18 protein-coding genes and 2 pseudogenes are annotated in these 17545 nt (G+C 69.2%); 13 read left to right on the top strand and 7 right to left on the bottom strand.

Annotation, left to right across the window (positions count from 1 at the left end; genetic code table 11):
* Nucleotides 1–24 precede the first annotated feature (24 nt).
* Together D2L64_RS24525 and D2L64_RS24520 are read right to left on the bottom strand one after the other, a co-directional pair.
* Nucleotides 25–1503 (bottom strand): cation:proton antiporter domain-containing protein, encoded by a 1479-nt coding sequence (locus D2L64_RS24525; protein ID WP_119579567.1) that lies wholly within the window; start codon nt 1501–1503, stop codon nt 25–27.
* A 52-nt stretch (nt 1504–1555) separates the two neighbouring features.
* On the bottom strand, nt 1556–1783 hold the full coding sequence (locus D2L64_RS24520; RefSeq protein ID WP_119579566.1) for a potassium transporter TrkA: 228 nt from the start codon (nt 1781–1783) through the stop codon (nt 1556–1558).
* 145 nt (nt 1784–1928) lie between these two features.
* Here D2L64_RS24520 and D2L64_RS24515 point away from each other — a divergent pair, with 145 nt between their 5' ends.
* From D2L64_RS24515 to D2L64_RS24505, 3 genes and pseudogenes are all read left to right on the top strand, one after another.
* Nucleotides 1929–2396: a hypothetical protein gene (locus D2L64_RS24515; RefSeq protein WP_119579565.1), complete on the top strand. Its 468-nt coding sequence runs from the start codon at nt 1929–1931 to the stop codon at nt 2394–2396.
* Between the two features lie 189 nt (nt 2397–2585).
* Nucleotides 2586–3329: a GNAT family N-acetyltransferase gene (locus D2L64_RS24510; protein ID WP_233559131.1), complete on the top strand. Its 744-nt coding sequence runs from the start codon at nt 2586–2588 to the stop codon at nt 3327–3329.
* Nucleotides 3281–3394 (top strand): annotated as a pseudogene (locus tag D2L64_RS24505) (IS5/IS1182 family transposase); the annotation flags it as partial. The gene D2L64_RS24510 and the pseudogene D2L64_RS24505, both read left to right, overlap by 49 nt.
* Before the next feature lie 340 nt (nt 3395–3734).
* On the opposite strand, the gene D2L64_RS24500 reads toward D2L64_RS24505, so the two are convergent.
* A complete protein-coding gene (locus D2L64_RS24500; RefSeq protein ID WP_119579564.1) occupies nt 3735–5189 on the bottom strand; it encodes a glycoside hydrolase family 43 protein in 1455 nt (484 codons plus the stop codon).
* A gap of 358 nt (nt 5190–5547) precedes the next feature.
* Here D2L64_RS24500 and D2L64_RS24495 point away from each other — a divergent pair, with 358 nt between their 5' ends.
* From D2L64_RS24495 to D2L64_RS24485, 3 genes are all read left to right on the top strand, one after another.
* Nucleotides 5548–6372 (top strand): alpha/beta hydrolase, encoded by an 825-nt coding sequence (locus tag D2L64_RS24495; protein ID WP_119579563.1) that lies wholly within the window; start codon nt 5548–5550, stop codon nt 6370–6372.
* A 208-nt stretch (nt 6373–6580) separates the two neighbouring features.
* Complete coding sequence (locus tag D2L64_RS24490) at nt 6581–6982, top strand: PadR family transcriptional regulator (RefSeq protein ID WP_233559130.1); 402 nt, start codon at nt 6581–6583, stop codon at nt 6980–6982.
* On the top strand, nt 6979–7872 hold the full coding sequence (locus D2L64_RS24485) for a permease prefix domain 1-containing protein (protein ID WP_119579561.1): 894 nt from the start codon (nt 6979–6981) through the stop codon (nt 7870–7872). Before D2L64_RS24490 ends, D2L64_RS24485 begins: the two co-directional genes overlap by 4 nt.
* Nucleotides 7873–8556: 684 nt before the next feature.
* On the opposite strand, the gene D2L64_RS24475 is transcribed toward D2L64_RS24485, so the two are convergent.
* Both D2L64_RS24475 and D2L64_RS28090 read right to left on the bottom strand, forming a co-directional pair.
* Entirely contained in the window at nt 8557–9015 is a 459-nt protein-coding gene (locus D2L64_RS24475) for a DUF1801 domain-containing protein (protein WP_119579560.1), read from the bottom strand.
* A 449-nt stretch (nt 9016–9464) separates the two neighbouring features.
* A pseudogene (locus D2L64_RS28090) lies at nt 9465–9794 on the bottom strand (IS5 family transposase); the annotation flags it as partial.
* A 278-nt stretch (nt 9795–10072) separates the two neighbouring features.
* Here D2L64_RS28090 and D2L64_RS27400 point away from each other — a divergent pair.
* From D2L64_RS27400 to D2L64_RS24455, 3 genes are all read left to right on the top strand, one after another.
* A complete protein-coding gene (locus D2L64_RS27400; protein ID WP_158603543.1) occupies nt 10073–10216 on the top strand; it encodes a hypothetical protein in 144 nt (47 codons plus the stop codon).
* A 290-nt stretch (nt 10217–10506) separates the two neighbouring features.
* Nucleotides 10507–10926 (top strand): hypothetical protein, encoded by a 420-nt coding sequence (locus tag D2L64_RS24460; protein WP_119579558.1) that lies wholly within the window; start codon nt 10507–10509, stop codon nt 10924–10926.
* Nucleotides 10927–11016: 90 nt separating this feature from the next.
* Complete coding sequence (locus tag D2L64_RS24455; RefSeq protein WP_119579557.1) at nt 11017–11748, top strand: hypothetical protein; 732 nt, start codon at nt 11017–11019, stop codon at nt 11746–11748.
* A 288-nt stretch (nt 11749–12036) separates the two neighbouring features.
* On the opposite strand, the gene D2L64_RS24450 is transcribed toward D2L64_RS24455, so the two are convergent.
* A complete protein-coding gene (locus tag D2L64_RS24450; RefSeq protein WP_119579556.1) occupies nt 12037–12246 on the bottom strand; it encodes a DUF397 domain-containing protein in 210 nt (69 codons plus the stop codon).
* A complete protein-coding gene (locus D2L64_RS24445; protein ID WP_119579555.1) occupies nt 12239–13141 on the bottom strand; it encodes a helix-turn-helix domain-containing protein in 903 nt (300 codons plus the stop codon). Before D2L64_RS24445 ends, D2L64_RS24450 begins: the two co-directional genes overlap by 8 nt.
* A 573-nt stretch (nt 13142–13714) precedes the next feature.
* Between D2L64_RS24445 and D2L64_RS24440 the strand changes: the two genes are divergently transcribed.
* From D2L64_RS24440 to D2L64_RS24420, 4 genes are all read left to right on the top strand, one after another.
* Nucleotides 13715–13990, top strand: a complete 276-nt coding sequence (locus D2L64_RS24440) for a hypothetical protein (RefSeq protein ID WP_119579554.1) — start codon at nt 13715–13717, stop codon at nt 13988–13990.
* Between the two features lie 226 nt (nt 13991–14216).
* Nucleotides 14217–14963, top strand: coding sequence for a GOLPH3/VPS74 family protein (locus D2L64_RS24430; RefSeq protein ID WP_119579552.1), 747 nt, complete (start codon nt 14217–14219; stop codon nt 14961–14963).
* 42 nt (nt 14964–15005) lie between these two features.
* Entirely contained in the window at nt 15006–16499 is a 1494-nt protein-coding gene (locus D2L64_RS24425) for an APC family permease (protein ID WP_119579551.1), read from the top strand.
* A 13-nt stretch (nt 16500–16512) separates the two neighbouring features.
* Entirely contained in the window at nt 16513–17172 is a 660-nt protein-coding gene (locus tag D2L64_RS24420) for a GNAT family N-acetyltransferase (RefSeq protein WP_119579550.1), read from the top strand.
* Nucleotides 17173–17545: the final 373 nt, after the last annotated feature.

Genomic DNA, 17545 nt, shown 5'->3' with positions numbered 1-17545 from the left:
ACGCGACGGCTCCCCGCCACCCGGTCACTCCCGGGTGGCGCCCATCGGTTCGCGGACCAGAGCGCCGTCGATGTAGCAGTAGCGCCAGTCCTCCCCCGGCTCCAACGACCGGATCAGCGGGTGCCCGGTCTGCCGGTAGTGCTGCTCGGCGTGGTTGTTGACCGAGTCGCTGCAACACCCCACCGCGCCGCAGGTCAGGCACATCCGCAGTTGCACCCAGTCGTCGCCGGTCTCCACACACTGCGGGCACGCCTCCGCGTCGGACTCGGTGATCTGGATCCGGTCCAGGTGGGTGCAGGCGGTGCTGATGGTCTCCTCCCGCACGTACCGCCAACTGGAGTGCAGCAGCCGGTCGGGGATGATCCGGGCCAGGTAGCGCGAGTTCGCCGCCAGCAGTGGACTGAGTACGGCGAGCACCAGCACGTACAGGGCGATGAACGGGCCGAGCCGGGCGTCCAGCCCGGCGGCCAGCGCGAGGGTGGCCAGGATCAGGGAGAACTCGCCCCGACCCAGCACGGTCAGGCCGACGTTGGCCGCGCCGCGCTGGTTGAGGCCGAACAACCGGCCGGCGATCAGACCGGCCAGCACGTTGGTCGCCAGGGTCAGCAGGACCGCCAGCAGCACCGGCAGCGCCACCGAGCCGATCGCGCTGACGTTGATGCTCAGCCCGAACACCACGAAGAACACCGCCGCGAAGACGTCGCGCAACGGCAGGACCAGGCGTTCGACCCGTTCCCGGATCGGGGTACGGGACACCACCAGGCCGATCATCAGCGCGCCGATGGCGTCGGAGACACCGATCTCGGCCGAGATGCCGGCGACCAGCACCACCAGCCCGACCATCAGGATGGCCAGCAGTTCGTCCTCGTTACTGTCGATGATCTTGCCGACCCATCGGGCGCCGAACCGGGCCACGGCGAAGAGCACCACCAGGTACGCGAAGCTGAGCCCGATGCGCAGGGTCAACTCGCCCGCCGAGCCGGCACCGGAGAGCAGCGGCGACAGCAGCGCCAGGTACAGGGCGAGGAACAGGTCCTCGATCACGATGATGCCGAGGATGACCGGGGTCTCCGCGTTGGCCAGCCGGCGTAGCTCGATGAGCAGCTTGGTGACGATGGCCGACGAGGAGATGCCGAGCGCGCCGGCCACCACGAACGCCTCGTAGCCGCCCCAGCCCAGCGCGTACCCGAAGAGCAGACCCGCGCCGACGTTGAGGGCGATGTACGCCCCCGCCGCGACGAACAGCCGTTTACCGCTGCCCAGCACCTGCTCCACCGGGAACTCGACGCCCAGGTGGAACAGCAGCAGCACCAGGCCGAGCGAGGCGAGCAGGCTCAGGTCCTCGGGGTGGGCGACCAGCACCGGACCGGGCGTACCGGGCCCGAGCATGATGCCGGCCAGCATGAAGAACGGCACGGTGGGCAGGTTGATCCGGCGACCGAAGCGGGCCAGCAACCCCGCGATCAACACGAGGGCGCCGAAGCCCACGAGGTCAGCGTGCACGGTGGGGACTCCTGGAGTGGGCTGGAGAGGGAACGACGGGAGGCGGCCGGGGCTACTCGGAGAAGTACGTGCCGGCCAGCAGCGCGCCCACCTTGCGGGCCTGCTCCTCCGACATCTCGATCACCGCCACCGGGTCGTCCGCCCCGGCGGCGAAGACGTAGAGGTCGCGGGCACCGTCACGGCGTACCACGATGGAGATCCGCTGGGTGTTGCTGCCCAGATCGACGTCGTACCGTTTGCCGATTCCCGGCAGTTCCTGCACGTAGATCCCTTTACCCATGGGTCCCTCCCCGCCGCGCGGTCCCGGTCTCTGCGCAATGGTACGAGCCTGCCGGCCGGTTGTGGCCAACCAGGCCGGTCCTACCGGAGTCAGCCGCGCCGACGGCGACGGGATCCAGGTGGTGGCCGGTACGTAGACTGCCGCGGTGCGATACCGAGAACTCGAAGCCGCCATCCGTCAACTGGTCGCCGACGCCGACGACGACCGGCTCCGCGCCTTCGGTGCCGAGACGGTCAACCGGCTGGTCGCCAGCGAACAGCTGGACGACGTCCGTGTCGAGGACGAGCTGGACGATGATGCGGTGGCGGCGTTCACGATCGCCCGGGAGAACGTCCTGACCGCCAGTGCGTCCGAGTTGCGGGCGCAACTGACCCGCGTCGACGATGGTGTCGTCAGCGACGGCGACATGGATCCCGAGCTGCTGATCGCGCTCTCCGCGCTGGAACACTGGACGACGTACCTGGAAACGGGCCGGCGCGAGGAACTCTACGAGTTGGCGCTGCGCTCCGTCGAGCAGGTCGACTTCCAGGTCTCGGCCGATCTCGACGACTTTCTGGCCAAGCCCGAGATGGCCGCCGAGTTCGAGCGGATCGAGCGGCTGCTCGCCGCCTAGGGCCGGCTGCTCTGGGCCGACGGCCGGACAGTCCGTGAGCGGCGCGGGCAGCGCCACGGGCGCGGGGGTTGTAGCGTGCGCTGTCATGACGGTGCCGGCGGCCACACGTCGACTACACCGTGCTCGGCCTGCCGCGCCACCAACGGATGCCGATGGGTTTCCGGCTGGTGGTGCACGCTACGGAGGACTATGCCCCGCGTTGACGACCGTACTCCGCCGGAGGTTGCTCGTACGCTGGGCGACATCCTGACGGCGGTGGCCGGTGGACGGTTCCCGCCGCCGGACGGCGGGGTGACCGTGCTGCCACAGCCGAGCCACCGCGACGCCGGAGTGATCGCCTTCACCGCGCACTCGGTGGTCTTCGTCGACGAGGATCCCCGGTGGGTCCGGGGCGTGCTGGCGGCTCTCGACTGCGACGCTCTGGCCGCCACGCTGAATCCGCGCTTCCTGGCGGCGCTGCTGGACCGTACCGGCCGGACCACCGACACCATCGACCTGCTGACCGTCGCCGACCCGCTGACGGGTCCGCCTCCGCTGCGACTGCGTGAACTCACCGCCGCCGACCATCCCCGCGAGGTCAGGGCACGTAGTCGCCGCGACGACGTGCGGGTCTGGGCCGCCGAGGGTGGACTGCTCATCCTGGGTCGGGGGGTGGCGGGCCGGTGGGAGACGGCGATCGAGGTGGACGAGGCGCTTCGCCACCGGGGACTGGGTCGGGCGCTCGCCACGGCCGCCCGGCACCTGGTGCCCGACGGGCAGCCGGTCTGGTCCCAGCAGGCCGCCGGCAACGCGCGCAGTGTGCGCGCCTTCCACGCGGCCGGATTCCGGCCGGTTGGGGCCGAAGCGCTCCTGCACCCGCGGCATCCCCCGCCCGCCCTTCAAGCGCCGCCGGCGAACGCGCCGTGGCCACCCTCAAGGGCTGGAAGATCCTGACCAAACTCCGCTGCCGCCCACGACGCGCCACCATGATCGTCAAGGCCATCCTCGCCCTACATCACGGCCCGACCAGCCAAACCCACGACGAAACGCGCTCATTGGCCGGGTCACGCGCGGAAGGGCCAGGCATTGACTGCCTACGGATCGTCGGGCCGGCGGAAGATCCGTGGGTAGGCGTGATTTCATAGCGAAACTTTTATTTCACTGTGAAATCAGTGTCCTGAAGGCGATCGTCCCGGGCACGCCGTCCCCGGGCGCACCAGCCACGGGTGCCGGTGCCGATCATCCGGCACCGGTCCCGCTGTGTCGCAGATCCCGACCAACGTCAACCCCAGGGTTCAGTCGCGGGTCTGCTCATCGATCCGTCTCGGCGCGCCCCGCTCCATTACGGGGACAAGTGGGCTACGAGGTCAGGCGGAAGGTGGCGTCGTTGCGGGACTGGGCGTCGGTGATCTGGTCCAGGCGGAGTTGGTAGTCGTAATGGCGAATGTGGCGGTCGGGGTAGTTGAACGACTGGAACGACTGCCAGGCGCTGTTGCCCAGGCCGGCGACCTGACGGAAGGTGGCGTCGGCGGCGAAGATGGAACTGCCGTCGTTGGCGGCCAGCACGAAGTCGAAGCCGTAGTGGCGCAGGTAGTAGCCGGGGTAGTTGACCGACTCGAACGACACGTACCCGGAGTTGTTGGCCAGGCCGGGCACCACCCGGAACTGTGCGTCCTGGGCGGGGCTGACGTTCGGGTCTATGCGTACGTCGTAGTTGGCGTGCCGCACGTACCGGTCCTGGTGGGTGTACGCCTGGATCCGGTTGACCGTGGTGGTGCTCGGCCAGCGGGCCAGCACCCGGCTCTCCTCGGCGGCGGTCAGGTTCAGGATCGAGCCGTGCCGCTTGCGGCTGGCGCCCATGTTGTAGTCGGACCGGATCCGGAAGTTGTTGACGCTGCCCAGGTTCGTCGAGGTGACCGGCAGGTAGCCGCGGTTGGTGGCGAACTGGTCGAGGTACAACGCCCATTCGTCGCGGTCGTTGAACTGCATCCACATCGGACCTTCGACGATGTTGCCGCCGCCGGTGCCGTTGGAGATGCCCAGGTGTGCCAGGTTGCCGAGGCTGGTCCAGGTGCCCAGGATCGAGTTGCTGGCCTCGATCGGGATGTGTCCGTCGGCGGACGCCCGGTAGTAGCGGTAGCCGCCGACGCTGTTCGGCACCTCGATGATCTGGGTGTCGATGATGCCCTGGCCGCCAGGCCGTTCGATGTAGAGCTGCGGGGCGGTGAAGGTACGGAAGTCGGCGGTGCGGACGTACCAGATTCGGTTCTTGGTGACGCCGTTGCGCGGGGAGTTCGTCGCCCAGTAGAGAACGTAGTCGCCGGTGGCCTGGTTGTAGATGGCCTCCGGCGCCCAGGCGTTGCCGGCGCCGGGGATCGCACCCGCCACGTTGATCATCCAGGGGGCGGACCAGTTCACCAGGTCGCGGGACTCCCAGACGACAAGTGAGGTGCTGCCCCGGTTCAGCGCGTCGCTCCACGAGGTGCCGCTGGCGATGCGCAGGTCGGTGGCGACGATCCAGTACCGGTCGCCGGCGGGCGAGCGGACCAGGGCCGGGTCGCGCACGCCGCGGGTGCCGAGGGTGGAGAGCAGGACGGGTGCGCCGTTGTTCAGGTCGCGCCAGGTCAGCCCGTCGCGGCTGTGGGCGAGGTAGATCTGCTCCCCGTTGGCGGACTCCCCGGTGAAGTGCGCCATCAGGTATCCGGTGAACGGGTCGAGCGCGGCGGCCTCGGCGCGGGGTGCCTGCGCCGCGGGCAGCAACAACAGGAAGAGGGCGGCGAGCACGGCGCTCATCCTGGCCAGAACTCTGGACATCTTCGACTCCTTGCCGGCGAGGCGGACGGTAGGTGGTGGCGGTGTGGCGGCGATGCGGTGACGGCACGGTGACGGCGCTCATGTGAGCGCTAACAACCATCCACGAATGATCGGTGACGATCATTGTTTCGGGCTTGTGTCGCAGTGTTGACGCCCAACGTCCGGCTGTCAAGGCATCGAGATCCGCCAGTCCGCGCGGCTCCGGTTGTGAACGTTGCCGCTCGACCCGTCGACCAGCCGGGATCCACCGAAACGCCGCGCCGGCCGACCGGCCGGCGCGATGCTGAGTGGGCGCGACCGACACCCGAACATCCGCACCCGGGACGGGCACCGGGCGAGACACAGGAGCCGACCCGCCATGACCCACACCACCGGCCCCGACACCGTCGTCCTGGTCCACGGCCTCTGGATGACCCCACGCAGCTGGGAACACTGGATCCCGTACTACCAGGAACGCGGGCTGACCGTGCTGACCCCCGCCTATCCCGGCTTCGAGATCGAGGTCGAGGCGCTGCGGGAGAACCCGGACGTGATCGCGAACCTCACCGTCGCCGAGACCCTCGACCACCTCACCGACGTCGTCCGGCGGCTGCCCAACCCACCGATCATCATCGGCCACTCATTCGGCGGCACCCTCACCCAACTCCTGCTCGCCCGAGGCGTGGGCTGCGCGGGCGTCGCGATCGACTCGGCACCCACCGAGGGCGTCCGGGCCACCCCCGCCACACAGGTCAAGTCCCTGTTTCCCGCGCTGAAGAATCCCGCGAACCGGCACCGGGCCGTCGGCTTCACCCCCGAGGAGTTCCACTACGCCTTCACCAACACGCTGACCGAGGCCCAGTCGCGGGCGGTCTGGGACCGGTACCACATCCCCGCCCCCGGCTACTGGGTCTTCGAGTACGGCCTGATCGCCAACTTCAAGCCCGGGCACCAGGACACCTGGGTCGACTACCAGGCCGACCGGGCGCCGCTGCTGTTCATCGCCGGCACCGAGGACCACCTCATGCCGCCCGCGGTGAACCGGTCCAACGCCAAGCAGTACGGCCGCTCCCCGGCGATCACCGAGTACCACGAGTTCGCCGGCCGGGACCACTGGACCTGCGGCGGGCCCGGATGGGAAGAGGTCGCCGACCACGCGCTGGACTGGGCGACGCGTAACGCCAGGTTCCCGCACCCGGCCTGAGCGCAGATCAGCTCCCCGACGCCCGCCGCGTCCCGGGCAGCCCCGGTACTACGAGGTGGACGGGCCACACTGGTGCGTCACGTCGACCGGAACCGGGGCCATCACGATGACGACCGAGGAACGGATCCAGCCCAACGAGACCGCCGTGCCGCTGCTGCCCTGCGTGGCGGTGGACGAGACGGGTACCCTATCTGATACAGTACTCGTTGTGGTTGATAAGTTGGTCCTGTCCGACGATGACGTGCTCGCCGCCGATCTGCTGCGCGGCCACACCGACACGATCGTGCTGGGCATCCTGCGCCGTACCGACAGCTACGGCTTCGAGATCTTCAAGTGGATCCGGGACGGCACCGGCGGCCGCCACGAGATCAAGGAAGCCACCCTCTACGCCAGCTACCGCCGGCTCGTCCGGGACGGGCTGATCGAGTCGTACTGGGGTGACGAGACCCAGGGTGGCCGCCGCAAGTACTACCGCATCACCGACGCCGGCCACGCCGTCTACCAGCGCAACGTGGCCGCCTGGACCGTGACCCGCGACCTCATCGACACCCTGCTCGACCTGGCCGACCGTGCCGGCCGACCCGACCTGTCCGCTGGAGGGCAGCCATGACCGTCACACCCACCGCACTGGACGTCCACCGCCTGCTCGACGAGGCGTTCGCCGGCGTCGAGATGTGCCCCGAACGGCAGGACCTCAAGGAGGAGATCCGCGCCAACCTGGTCGCCCGGGTCGGTGAGCTGCTCGACGCCGGCCACTCCCCCGCCGTCGCCGCCCGGCAGGCCATGACCGAACTCGGCGACCTGCGCCCCCTGCTGGACACCGCCCCGGCAGCCGGCACCCCGTCGACCCACGCCGAATGGGAACGTCACCGGGTACGACCCACTCCCGGCTACCTGGTCCGCACGGTACTGTCCGCCGCGCTCGGGGTGACCGGTCTCGTGCTCCTGGCGCTCGCCGTGGCCGGCACCGCCGTACCGCCGGGTTGGTCGCTGGTCGCCGTCGCGGCCGTCGCCATCGCGGCGGGCGCGGGCACCGCCGACGCGCTGCGCCAGGAAACCTCGACCAACTACCCGATGCCGGCGGCGCGGGCCGGCGCCTATGGTGCCGCCGTTGCCCTCGTGTTGGCCGGTCTCGGCGCCGGCTGGTCGTACCGCACCAACGAAGACCTGCCGTGGCTGGTCGGCGGGGCGCTCGCGGTGGTCACGGCGGTGGCGCTCTTCGCCTACCTCGGCGGCACCCAGACCAACCGGCACAAGCCGTGGCTGCTGCGCCTGATGGCCGACCACCGTGACGGCGCCGACCGCTTCACGCGGGACCCGGCCACCGCCGCCCGGTTCGGGCTCTACACGGCCACGATCTGGTTGGTCGCGATCGCGGCCTTCGCGGTGCTCAGCTTCACCGTCGGCTGGGTCTGGTCCTGGCTCGCGCTGCTCGGCGGGGCCGTGGTCATGCTGGTGCTGCTGGCCCGCATGCAGTTCGGTCACCACCACCCGGCCTGACCGTACCGGCCGGTGGCCCCGCCCTCGGGACAGGGCCACCGGCGGGTACGGCGGCTCGGCCGGTTCGGCCGTCGCGCCCGGCGCCCATCGGTCTCCCCCGTCGCCGCCGTACCGGCCCGGGCACCGCCCCGACTCGCGGACGGCCGGAGACGTTTACGTCGCGGCGGTGCGGTCGGTGGCCGCCATGCTCGGCGAACTCGAACAGGTCTGGCGCGGCCGCGTCGCCCGCATCGACCTGCTCCTCGCCTCCGATCCCGACCAGAACACACCCGATCCCGACCAGGAGGACTGGCCCGTGCCCGTGACCGACGGTGTGGGGACCACCGACGTACCCGGCGACCTTCGTCGACCACGACCTCACTCCCGGCGGCCGGGTGACCTACTACATGACCAGCCCCGAGGGCGAGAAGTACGCCGGCCTCGCACAACGTCTACACCTTCACCGAACACGACGGCGGCACCCGGGCGGTCTACCTCGGCAGGTACGAATCCGCCGAGGCACTGCAGAAGGTACTGGACATGGGCGTCGTGGAGGGCGCGACCTCGGCGATCAACCGGATCGACGACCTGCTCGCCACCTGAGCCGCCGGTGCGGCAAGCCGCCGCTCGAAGAAACGGGCCAGGAACGTCTCCCGCGACACTCGCCGGGCTCGTGCGGGTGAGGACCGGGTAGGGGACGTGGCGTCAGCTCACGGCCTTCTTGACGAGGGCCGTGAGCGCCTTCTCGGCTTCGGCGCTCAGCGCCGTCACGGCGTAGGACGTGGGCCACAGGCCGCTGTCGTCGTCGAGGTTGGCGTCCGTGGTGAAACCGAAGGTCGAGTACCGCTCCTTGTCGACCTGCCCGCTACGGAAGAAGCACACGACCTTTCCCTTCCGGGCGTAGGCTGGCTGCCCGTACCACAGCTTCGGCGACAACTCCGGAGCGTTGGTGGTCACGATCGCGTGGATGCGTTCGGCCACCGCGCGGTCCGCCGCCTCCATCTCCGCGATCTTCGACAGCACGTCGAGTTCCTCGGCGGCTGCCTTCTTGCCGCGACCGCCACGGTTCGCCTCCTCCCTCAGCTCCGCGGCACGCTGCTTGATGGCGGCACGCTCCTCGGCCGAGAAGCCGTCGGTGTTCTTCCTGCTGGTGTTGGCGCTCATCGCTGTCACTTCCTGCTCGTGGTCGGCGCCTCCGACGCTAGCCGTGCCGTGAGACCGGCACTTCTTGATTCCTGACGGATGCCCGCGTGTCTCGAAGTCGGGTGCGTGTCGGCGGGTCGGTGATCGCTAGACGGCGGCGGATGATCGGCGGTGGCGCCGTGGCTGGCAGCCCGAGAGAGGGTTACCTGCAGAGCGCTGATTTCATGGTGAAATAAAAATTTCAGGGTGAAATCACGCCTACCCGCAGATCTGTCTCCGGGCCGGGGGCGGCCGGATCGGGGCGAGTCGGCGCCAGCCACTGCGTCGTCGGCTTGAGCCGGCGTCGTCGGTTAGAGCCTGTGTCGTCGGTTAGAGCCTGCGTCGTCGGTTAGAGCCTGTGTCGTCGGTTTAAGCCTGTGTCGAAGTCGGTCACCGCCACTCGCGGATCGCGGCGACGCGCACGGTGGCTTCGCATGACGCTGCTTGTACCGCTCGGGGTCGACGGCGGGTGGCCGGCCGCCCTTCGCGCCTCGTCCACGCCGGTTGGCGTCCTGATCGGCCTTCGACGGGATGGCCACGGCGATTCCGCGTCGGCGCAGGTAGCGACGGATGGCCCGGGACGTGTACGCCTTGACGAACTGCGGACTGTCCCCACGCCGCCCTACGGTCAACACGATCGACAACGACTTCTGCCCCTGCGCGCAGGCCAGGTGCAGCCTCGTGGTCAGCCCACCCCGCGACCGGCCGAGCGCGTGATCGGTCGGCTCGACCGTGGCCCCGCCCGGCGGCTCGGCCTGCAGATCCCAACCAGATGCCGGAGACCTCGCTACATCTCGAACACCGACACCGGCTGGTGCGTGGGGGGCTGCTGACGCAGGCGCAGTGGGCCGACGTCAACCCTCTGGGCGCGATGTGTCGTCGCCGCGAGGTAAGGCGACCTGCCCCGCGCGAACGCCAGGTCGGACAGGAGTAGCCGTCGGGTCTCCGGTGCCCAGACGCGCGCCTGGTACTGCTGGTGGACGCTCTGTTTCGTTCGGTCCAGGCGACGACCCACCTCTGCCCAGGAGGCGCCACGGAGATGGGCTTCGACGACCAGGAGCAACAGTTCCGTACCGAGCGCCGTTCGCAGGCGCGCGTACTGTCCAAGGGCGTCGAGAACCGTGGCCAACGCATTCGGCTGTGGGGCGTGTCGAGTGATGTCCCGCGTGACGATGTGTCGTAGCAATCCGCGTGGATCGGCCACCCGCCCCCAGTCCGGTAACGACGGCGACAGGTAGGGCCACCGCGCATCATCTATCGGCATGGGGTCATCATCGTGATGTGGTCGACGATGTTGTGGCACTTGTGAAGATCGTCAGTATTTCCTGACGTCAGGCGTGACTCTGCGCCTTTGATCGCGCACTTCGATTTACCTTCGGCTGGTGTCTCGGAAAGAGACTCGGAAGATGTTCCAATCCGGAGAGGAGCGAGAGCGGTGAGAGGCAATACGGAAATGGTGATTGGTGTTCGGAGATGACCATCACCATAAGTCAGGGCGAGGTTCCGCGGGCGGCGGCTCCCCAGTTCGACCAACTTCAGTACGAAGACGCCCGTAACGCGATCGCCAACCTTGGGTATGCCGACATCTGGCGGGACGCTGCGGGGACCGTCGTGGAGAACGACCGGGTGCACCTGGACGTCCAGGGGCGAACGGCCGATGGGCGAGCGAACCTGCAGGTCCAGCTCAAGGGCATAGCTCGGCCGAACACGGTGGCCGCGGCGCTCGTCGCGCCGTCTGCGGTCGCCATCGACCCGGCGACCAACCGGCAGCGCAGCCTGGAGCAGCAGCGGGAGATCGAGCGGTCCGTCCGACACGCCCTGTTGTCGAGCCTTGATGACTACCGCGCGGGCGATGCGCACATCTGGGTTGTCGAGGGAAGCCCGTCCTCCTGATTCCAGGGGCAACCTGACCGTGCGGGGGCACCGCACAATGATTCTCGGGAAAGGAAAGTCATGAGTTTCGCAAGAGATGTCGTGCAAGCCGTGGACAACACCCCGGAAGTCGCTGCCGAGGTAAAGGACAACCTGTCCCTACTGATGAGTCTTGCCGAGGCAAAAGGCAAGGCGTACGAGGATGAGATCCAGCAGGACCTGCTCCTGGGGAAGACGTCCGACAACCTCACCATCGCGATCACCAAGATCGTCAGCAAGCGTACGGAGTTTCGTGCCTACACGAAGAGCGACACCACCAACATCGTGAACGAGGTCAAGAACTCCCTCGCCAAGATCTTCTCCGGTGATCCCCAGATCATGGAAGGTATCGCGGGCGTCGTGGGCACCGCGCTCACCGCGATCATCGGTGCCGGCGAGGGGCAGGAGTCCGAGGCGAGGTACTACGCGGTGGCGGTGGACTACCCGGCGATCGTCCGGTTCGACTTCGCATTCTGGGGGCGGAACATTCGGGCCCAGTCGATCAAGTCGTACATGGAGAGTGTGCTCACCTGTGTCGCCTTCAAGTCGGCCGTGGACTTGTCGAAGTTGGCCTTCAACGACTTCCTCGCGCTGTACGCCCCGATCCTGAACCAGGCATACGGGGGTGACCAGAAGAAGATCAACCAGATGGTCAAGAACGCGGCGGACATCTACGGCCTCTACAAGGTCCCGTTGGCGTCGGCCTCGGCGGCCGCGAACAGCTCGCCGGAACGCCTCCAGGCGGCCGGGACGCCGCATGTCAGGTTGCGCTCATGGGAGGCGGTCGACCACACGAGCATCTGACCGCCGACAGTGACGGCCCGCCCGGCGGTTCCGCAGGGCGGGCACCAGGGAGGGCACCATCCGGCGGTGCCCTCCCTCCCACCTCTTCCCTTCCTGGTCCGCCGAGGACTTCAGCAGCTTCCTGCCCTCGGTCGCGCAGCTCTGGTGCGGTGGAGCTGGCGCGGTGGAACTGGCGCGGTGGAGCTGGTCCGGTGGAGCTGGTCCGGTGGAGCTGGTGCGGTGGCGGTGGCGGTGAAGGCGGTGGTGCTCGGCGCGGGCCGACACCTGCGGGGTGCCGCCACGTCGTGGTTACCGGCTGAGGGTGCCCTCCCGAACGGCGGCCGTGAAGGCCGTCCAGCTCCTGGCCGTGACGGCGAGGTTGCCGCCCTGGGGGTTCTTGCTGTCGCGCACAAGGACTGCGCCTTGGCGGTCGAGCAGGTTCGTCGCCACCTCGACGCAGTTTCCGCCGTTGCCGCTGCGGGTGCTCTTGCGCCAGATCGCGCCAGCCGAGTCAGCCACTGGTGTATCCCTTCTGTGCTTCCACGATCAGTCGTTTCGACGCCGTCTGGTTGAGGGCGCGCTTCTCAAGGTCAGCCCACGCCAGCCGGTAGGCGTTGACCTCGTCGGGCTTGTTCAGGTACATCGCACCAGTCAGCGTCTCGGCGTACGCGAGCGGGGGTTCGAGTGGATCGCCGAACTCGTTGGTCGGGAAGTCCAGGATGGTGAACGGCCCGCAGGCGGCCATGCCGCTGTGCACGCCCGCGGAGAACGGCACGATGCGCACGGTCACGTTCGCCTTGGCCGTCAGCTCCAGCAGGTGGGCCATCTGCTCGGCCATGGCCCTCGGGCCGCCGACGGGTCGATGGAGCACCGCCTGGTTGAGGACGACCTGGAGGTGCGGCGCGCGGGGGCGGGTGAGCAGCGACTGTCGCTCGACCCGCACCTGGACGCGGCGGAGGATCTCGTCCTCTTCGAGGTAACCCGGTGGCACGCGCGCGACCTGTTCGGCGTAGGTGGGGGTCTGGAGCAGGCCGGGGACCAGCTCCGACTCGTACTGGAGGATCGTCTCGGCGCTGTCCTCCAACGTGACGTACAGGCCGAACCAGGTCGGCAGCGCCGTCTCCGTGTAGTCGTGCCACCAGCTCTTGCGCCGGCCGTTGCGGGTCTCGGCGGTCAGCGCGAGCAGGACTTTGGTGTCATGCTCTCCCGCCCCGTAGATCTCCAGCAGCGCCTTGACGTCCACGTCGCGGAAACGGACGTTCTCGTGGCCCTCTTCCCACCTGGCGATGGTCGTGCGGCCCTTCTGGAGTTGCTCGGCCGCCTGCTCCTGCGACAGCCCAGCGTGCTTCCGTAACGCCTCCAGGCGACGCCCGATGTGGCGGCGTAGCAACGCCGAGCCCACTGCCTCAGACACCTAAGCCCACCCTCTCGTCCACTTTGGGCGCGTGCTGCGCCCAATTAAAACACGCAATAGACGCGTAACCCTGAGGGGCACATCCCCTGTGACCTGCCCTTTTATTAGGCAACGCAAAAACTTCTCTCAAAACAGATACCCCTTCTTGGATGGTTGATTTCTGGTCATGTCCAAAGTGTAATGAGTAGCAGAAGGGCCGGACAGTCGCCGAACGGGTCATCACCCCAAGGCCGATCACGTCTGTCGGATCAAGCGGAACGCCACGAGCCCGCGGGCCTCTTCAAACAGCTCAACGCCGAGTACGTGCGGAAGCGGTCCTGTCCTGTCCATAAACCGGGTGCGGGGTCCGCCGTGCGTCCCGTACGGGACGCACGCCTGCGTCCGCTGATCGGGGTGTGCGGTCGGTGCCAGGGAGGGCCCGGCCGCGTATCTCCCACACGAAGAGGTGATGACAGTGCGCGTCAAGCGGTTCGTCCCCGCTCACGGACACGATCACATGCGCCGACCGAGCCCCAGCCGACCCGCATCGGGTCGCGGCTGCGGTCCGCAGCCGGTTCACGGAGGGACACAGCCGTGAACCGCACCCCGCAGCCGCTCCCCGACGTCCCGCCGGGTGTCTTGCTCCAACTCCGCGCGGACGACTGGTCCTACGGGCGCGGCCTGACCCCCGGTACTTCCGTGGCCGTCACCGTCGCAGGCGTCCGCGACCTGCTGTACCGCAGCGACGAGTGGGTCTGGGTGCTCGGTCACCGGCCGGAGTGTGCGTACCCGCACGTGGACCGGCACCCGCCGTGCATGGAGGTGCGGGTCAGGATCGCCGCGCTGCACCGCCAGCTCGCCGCGTCGTGACCGGCACCGACGACAGCGATCGGCCCGTCGACCGCTTCGAGTCGGCGCGGAACACCGCGCTCCAGCACCGCGACGGCGGCACGTGTCTCCACTGTCGGCACGACCGGTGCGGGCAACACGCCTGGGCGATCGAGGAACTCGCTCGCCATCCTGGCGGGCGGAAGCTCCTTCGGCAGCTCGGGCACCCGATCTCCCCTGACGATTCGACCGAGGAAGGCCAGCCGCGGTGAACACCACACCCCCCGGCGCAGCCGACGACCACGCCCCACACCTACGCGAGCACCGGGTGCCGGTGGAGCCGGCCCGGCCGGTGCGGGCCGTCGGTAGCGCCGCCGCCCAACCCGCGCGCCTCGCGGACGAGTTCTTCTACCTGGCGCACGACGACCAGACCGGTCGGTCGCGGCTGTTCGAGTCCGCGACAGCGCACGGCCTGGCCGCCGCGCTCCTCGCTGAACTGTGTTGGGAGGGGCGGATCACGTTCGTGGGCCGGCAGGTGCGGGTGACCGACGTGTCGCCGCCGAGGGACTGGCTGCAACACCTCGTCCTCGACCGGCTGGTGGCCGAGCCCCGTCACACGGCGACGCGGACGTGGTTGGCGTTCCTCGGCACCACCGCCCACGAGCAGGTGGCGACCCGCATGTGGCAGCTCGGGCTGCTCCGACCGGAGCAGGTGGGTCGGTTGTGGCGCCAGCGCACCGTCTACGTGCCGGCGGACATGAACACGGCCGCCTGGTCGTGGGCGCGCCTGTCCTACCAGCTGCGCAACCACCAACGGCTGAACGCCTTCGACATCGCCCTGGCGGGTATCGCGGTGCACACGCAGCTCGATCCGATCCTGCTCGACGGGGCGCCCCTGTCCGCCCGCGCGTTCCTGCGCCGGCAGGTCGAGCAGGCACCCCTGCCGCTGCGTGACCTTCTCGCTGATCTCGGTGCCGTCGTCGGCGGTGCCGTACTGAGCCACCGCACCTCCTGAGTGCGACCAACCCCAGCCATCCCCTTCGCTGAGAGAGAACCGATGTCCCACTCGAAACCCGACACCGTCTCCGCCGTCCTCGCCCGTGGGCGGCTCGGTATCCCGTCGGTGGTGTTCTTCGTGATCGCCGCCGCCGCGCCCCTCACCGTCGTCGCGGGCGGGGCGACCACCGGGTACGCGGTCACCGGCGTCACCGGCATCCCCGTGTCCTACCTGCTCGTCGCCGCCGTGTTGGCGTTGTTCGCGGTCGGCTACGTGGCGATGTCGCGGCGCATCGTCAACGCCGGAGCCTTCTACACATACGTCAGCCGGGGCCTCGGCCGTCCGGCCGGGGTCGGGGCGGCGATGGTCGCGCTGCTGGCGTACAACGCCATGCAGATCGGCCTCTACGGCGGGGCCGGGGCCGTCACCGCCGCGTTCCTCAACGACCGGTACGGCTGGCACCTCACCTGGTGGAGTTGCGCCCTCGCCGTCTGGGCCATCGTCGCGGCGCTCGGGGTCGCCCGGATCGACCTCAACGGCCGGGTACTCGCCGTCGTCCTCGTCGCCGAATGCGTCGTCGCCCTGACCTTCGACGCGATCATGGTCACCCACCCCGCCGACGGCACCGTCAGCTTCGACACCCTCGCCCCGGCACACGTGTTCGCCGCCGGGATCGGCGCGGCGCTGGTCACCGCGATCACCGGGTTCGTGGGCTTCGAGGGCACGGTGGTGTTCAGCGAAGAGACGAAGGATCCTCGCCGCACGATCGCCCGTGCCACCTACATCGCGGTGGCCGTGACGGGTCTGCTGTATGGGCTGTCCGCGTGGGCGATGTCCGTGGCCACCGGCCCCGACCGCATCGTCGAGGCGGCCCGCGCCGACGGCACCGACCTCATCTTCAACCTGGTCTCGCCGTACCTGGCCGACAGTGTCATCACCGTCGCCCGGGTCCTCTTCGTCACCAGCCTGTTCGCCGCCCTGCTCTCGTTCCACCACACCGTGGCCCGATACCTGTTCGCCCTCGGCCGCGAACGCGTCCTGCCCGCCGTGTTCGGCCGCACCAGCCGGCACACCGGCGCCCCGAAAGTCGGCTCCCTCGCCCAGAGTGGCCTCGCCTTCGCCGTGCTCGTCGGCTACGCCCTGGCCGGGGCGGACCCGATCGTGCACCTGTTCTTCTGGATCACCGTCACCGGCGGCCTCGGCGTCCTCATCCTGATGACCGTCACCTCCGCCGCCGTCATCGGCTTCTACGCCCGCATCACCCACACCGAAGGCCCCTGGCGGACGCTGATCGCACCCGGGGCCGCCACCCTCGCGCTCGCCGGGATCCTCACCGTCACCCTGCGCGAGTTCGCCACCCTCCTCGGCGTGGCACCGGACTCGCCACTGCGCTGGGCGTTCCCCGCCGCCTACGCCGCCGCCGCACTCCTCGGCATCGCCTGGGCACTGCTCCTGCGCACCACCAACCCCGACGTGTACGCCGCAGTCGGCCTCGGCGCGGACAGCGACACCGGACCCCTGCGCGCCCCCGACGCCGTTCGCCAACCCGCCTGACCAAGGAGAAGCCGTGACCGTCACCAACAACAACCCGCTCGTCCGCCCCGCCACCGAAGCCGACACCGGACCGCTGATCGGCGTCCTCGCCGAGGCGTTCCACGACGGACCCCTCGCCGAGTGGCTCATCCCCGACCCCGACGAGCGGCGCACCGTCTACTACCGCTACTTCCGCGACGCGCTCCACCACGGCATGACACACGGGCAGGTCCACACCACCGCCGACCAGACCGCCGTGGCCATCTGGTACCCCCGCCTCGAACCCGCTCCCACCGACACCCGTGAACGGCTGGCGGCACTGGAACGCATCACGGGCGTCTACGCGCCGAAGTTCGTGCTGCTGGAAGAGCTGTTCGACGCCTTCCACCCCGACACACCCCACCACTACCTCGCGTACCTGGCCGTCGACCCCAGCCGGCAGAACCGCGGCATCGGCGCCACCCTGCTGGCCGACCACCACCGCCGACTCGACGACTTCGGCCTGCCGGCGTACCTGGAAGCCAGCAACATGCGCAACCGGCGGCTCTACCTGCGCCACGGCTACACCGCCGGCCCCACCATCGCCCTCCCCACCGACGGGCCGATCATCTGGCGGATGTGGCGCGGCGCCCCCACCACCAGCGGCGGCCGGACCCCGTTCCCGCACCCCAGACCACGCCGACGGTCACTGTGACCACCACCCCCGCGACCGCGCCACCGATCCGGCTCTGGTCTGGGAATCCGGCGGCCTCCACGACCTCGCCGCCGCCACCCGCAGCCCCTGGAAACCCACCACCGGCCACTGGCCCACCTGCCCCTACGACGCCCGAGGCATCGCCCGGCGCATCGACACCATCCACGCCACCACACCGGTCCTCAAGGCGGTCACCTCGCTCACGGTCATCGACACCCCCGTCAGCCGCGCCGCCAGCGACCACCTACCCGTGGCCGTCGACCTCGACCCCCGAAAGCTGCCCGACAGCCCAGGCACCGCACGGCCGTAACGAACAGCGGGACGCCCGAACTTCCACCGGAGCGTCCGCGCTGTTCGTGGAGATCTAGACGAG

Origin of the sequence: Micromonospora radicis, from assembly GCF_003583405.1 — a bacterium.
Taxonomy (GTDB): Bacteria; Actinomycetota; Actinomycetes; order Mycobacteriales; family Micromonosporaceae; genus Micromonospora; species Micromonospora radicis.
The sequence above is the reverse complement of the archived record's forward strand: the minus strand, read 5'-3'. Positions and strand labels throughout refer to the sequence as shown.

Excerpts from the sequence above, each read along its gene's own strand:
- D2L64_RS27400 (WP_158603543.1), top strand. The coding sequence starts at position 10,073 with ATGGGCTTCGACGACCAGGAGCAACAGTTCCGTACCGAGCGCCGTTCG.
- D2L64_RS24500 (WP_119579564.1), bottom strand. The coding sequence starts at position 5,189 with ATGTCCAGAGTTCTGGCCAGGATGAGCGCCGTGCTCGCCGCCCTCTTC.
- D2L64_RS24460 (WP_119579558.1), top strand. The coding sequence starts at position 10,507 with ATGACCATCACCATAAGTCAGGGCGAGGTTCCGCGGGCGGCGGCTCCC.
- D2L64_RS24495 (WP_119579563.1), top strand. The coding sequence starts at position 5,548 with ATGACCCACACCACCGGCCCCGACACCGTCGTCCTGGTCCACGGCCTC.
- D2L64_RS24425 (WP_119579551.1), top strand. The coding sequence starts at position 15,006 with ATGTCCCACTCGAAACCCGACACCGTCTCCGCCGTCCTCGCCCGTGGG.
- D2L64_RS24510 (WP_233559131.1), top strand. The coding sequence starts at position 2,586 with ATGCCCCGCGTTGACGACCGTACTCCGCCGGAGGTTGCTCGTACGCTG.
- D2L64_RS24475 (WP_119579560.1), bottom strand. The coding sequence starts at position 9,015 with ATGAGCGCCAACACCAGCAGGAAGAACACCGACGGCTTCTCGGCCGAG.
- D2L64_RS24485 (WP_119579561.1), top strand. The coding sequence starts at position 6,979 with ATGACCGTCACACCCACCGCACTGGACGTCCACCGCCTGCTCGACGAG.
- D2L64_RS24520 (WP_119579566.1), bottom strand. The coding sequence starts at position 1,783 with ATGGGTAAAGGGATCTACGTGCAGGAACTGCCGGGAATCGGCAAACGG.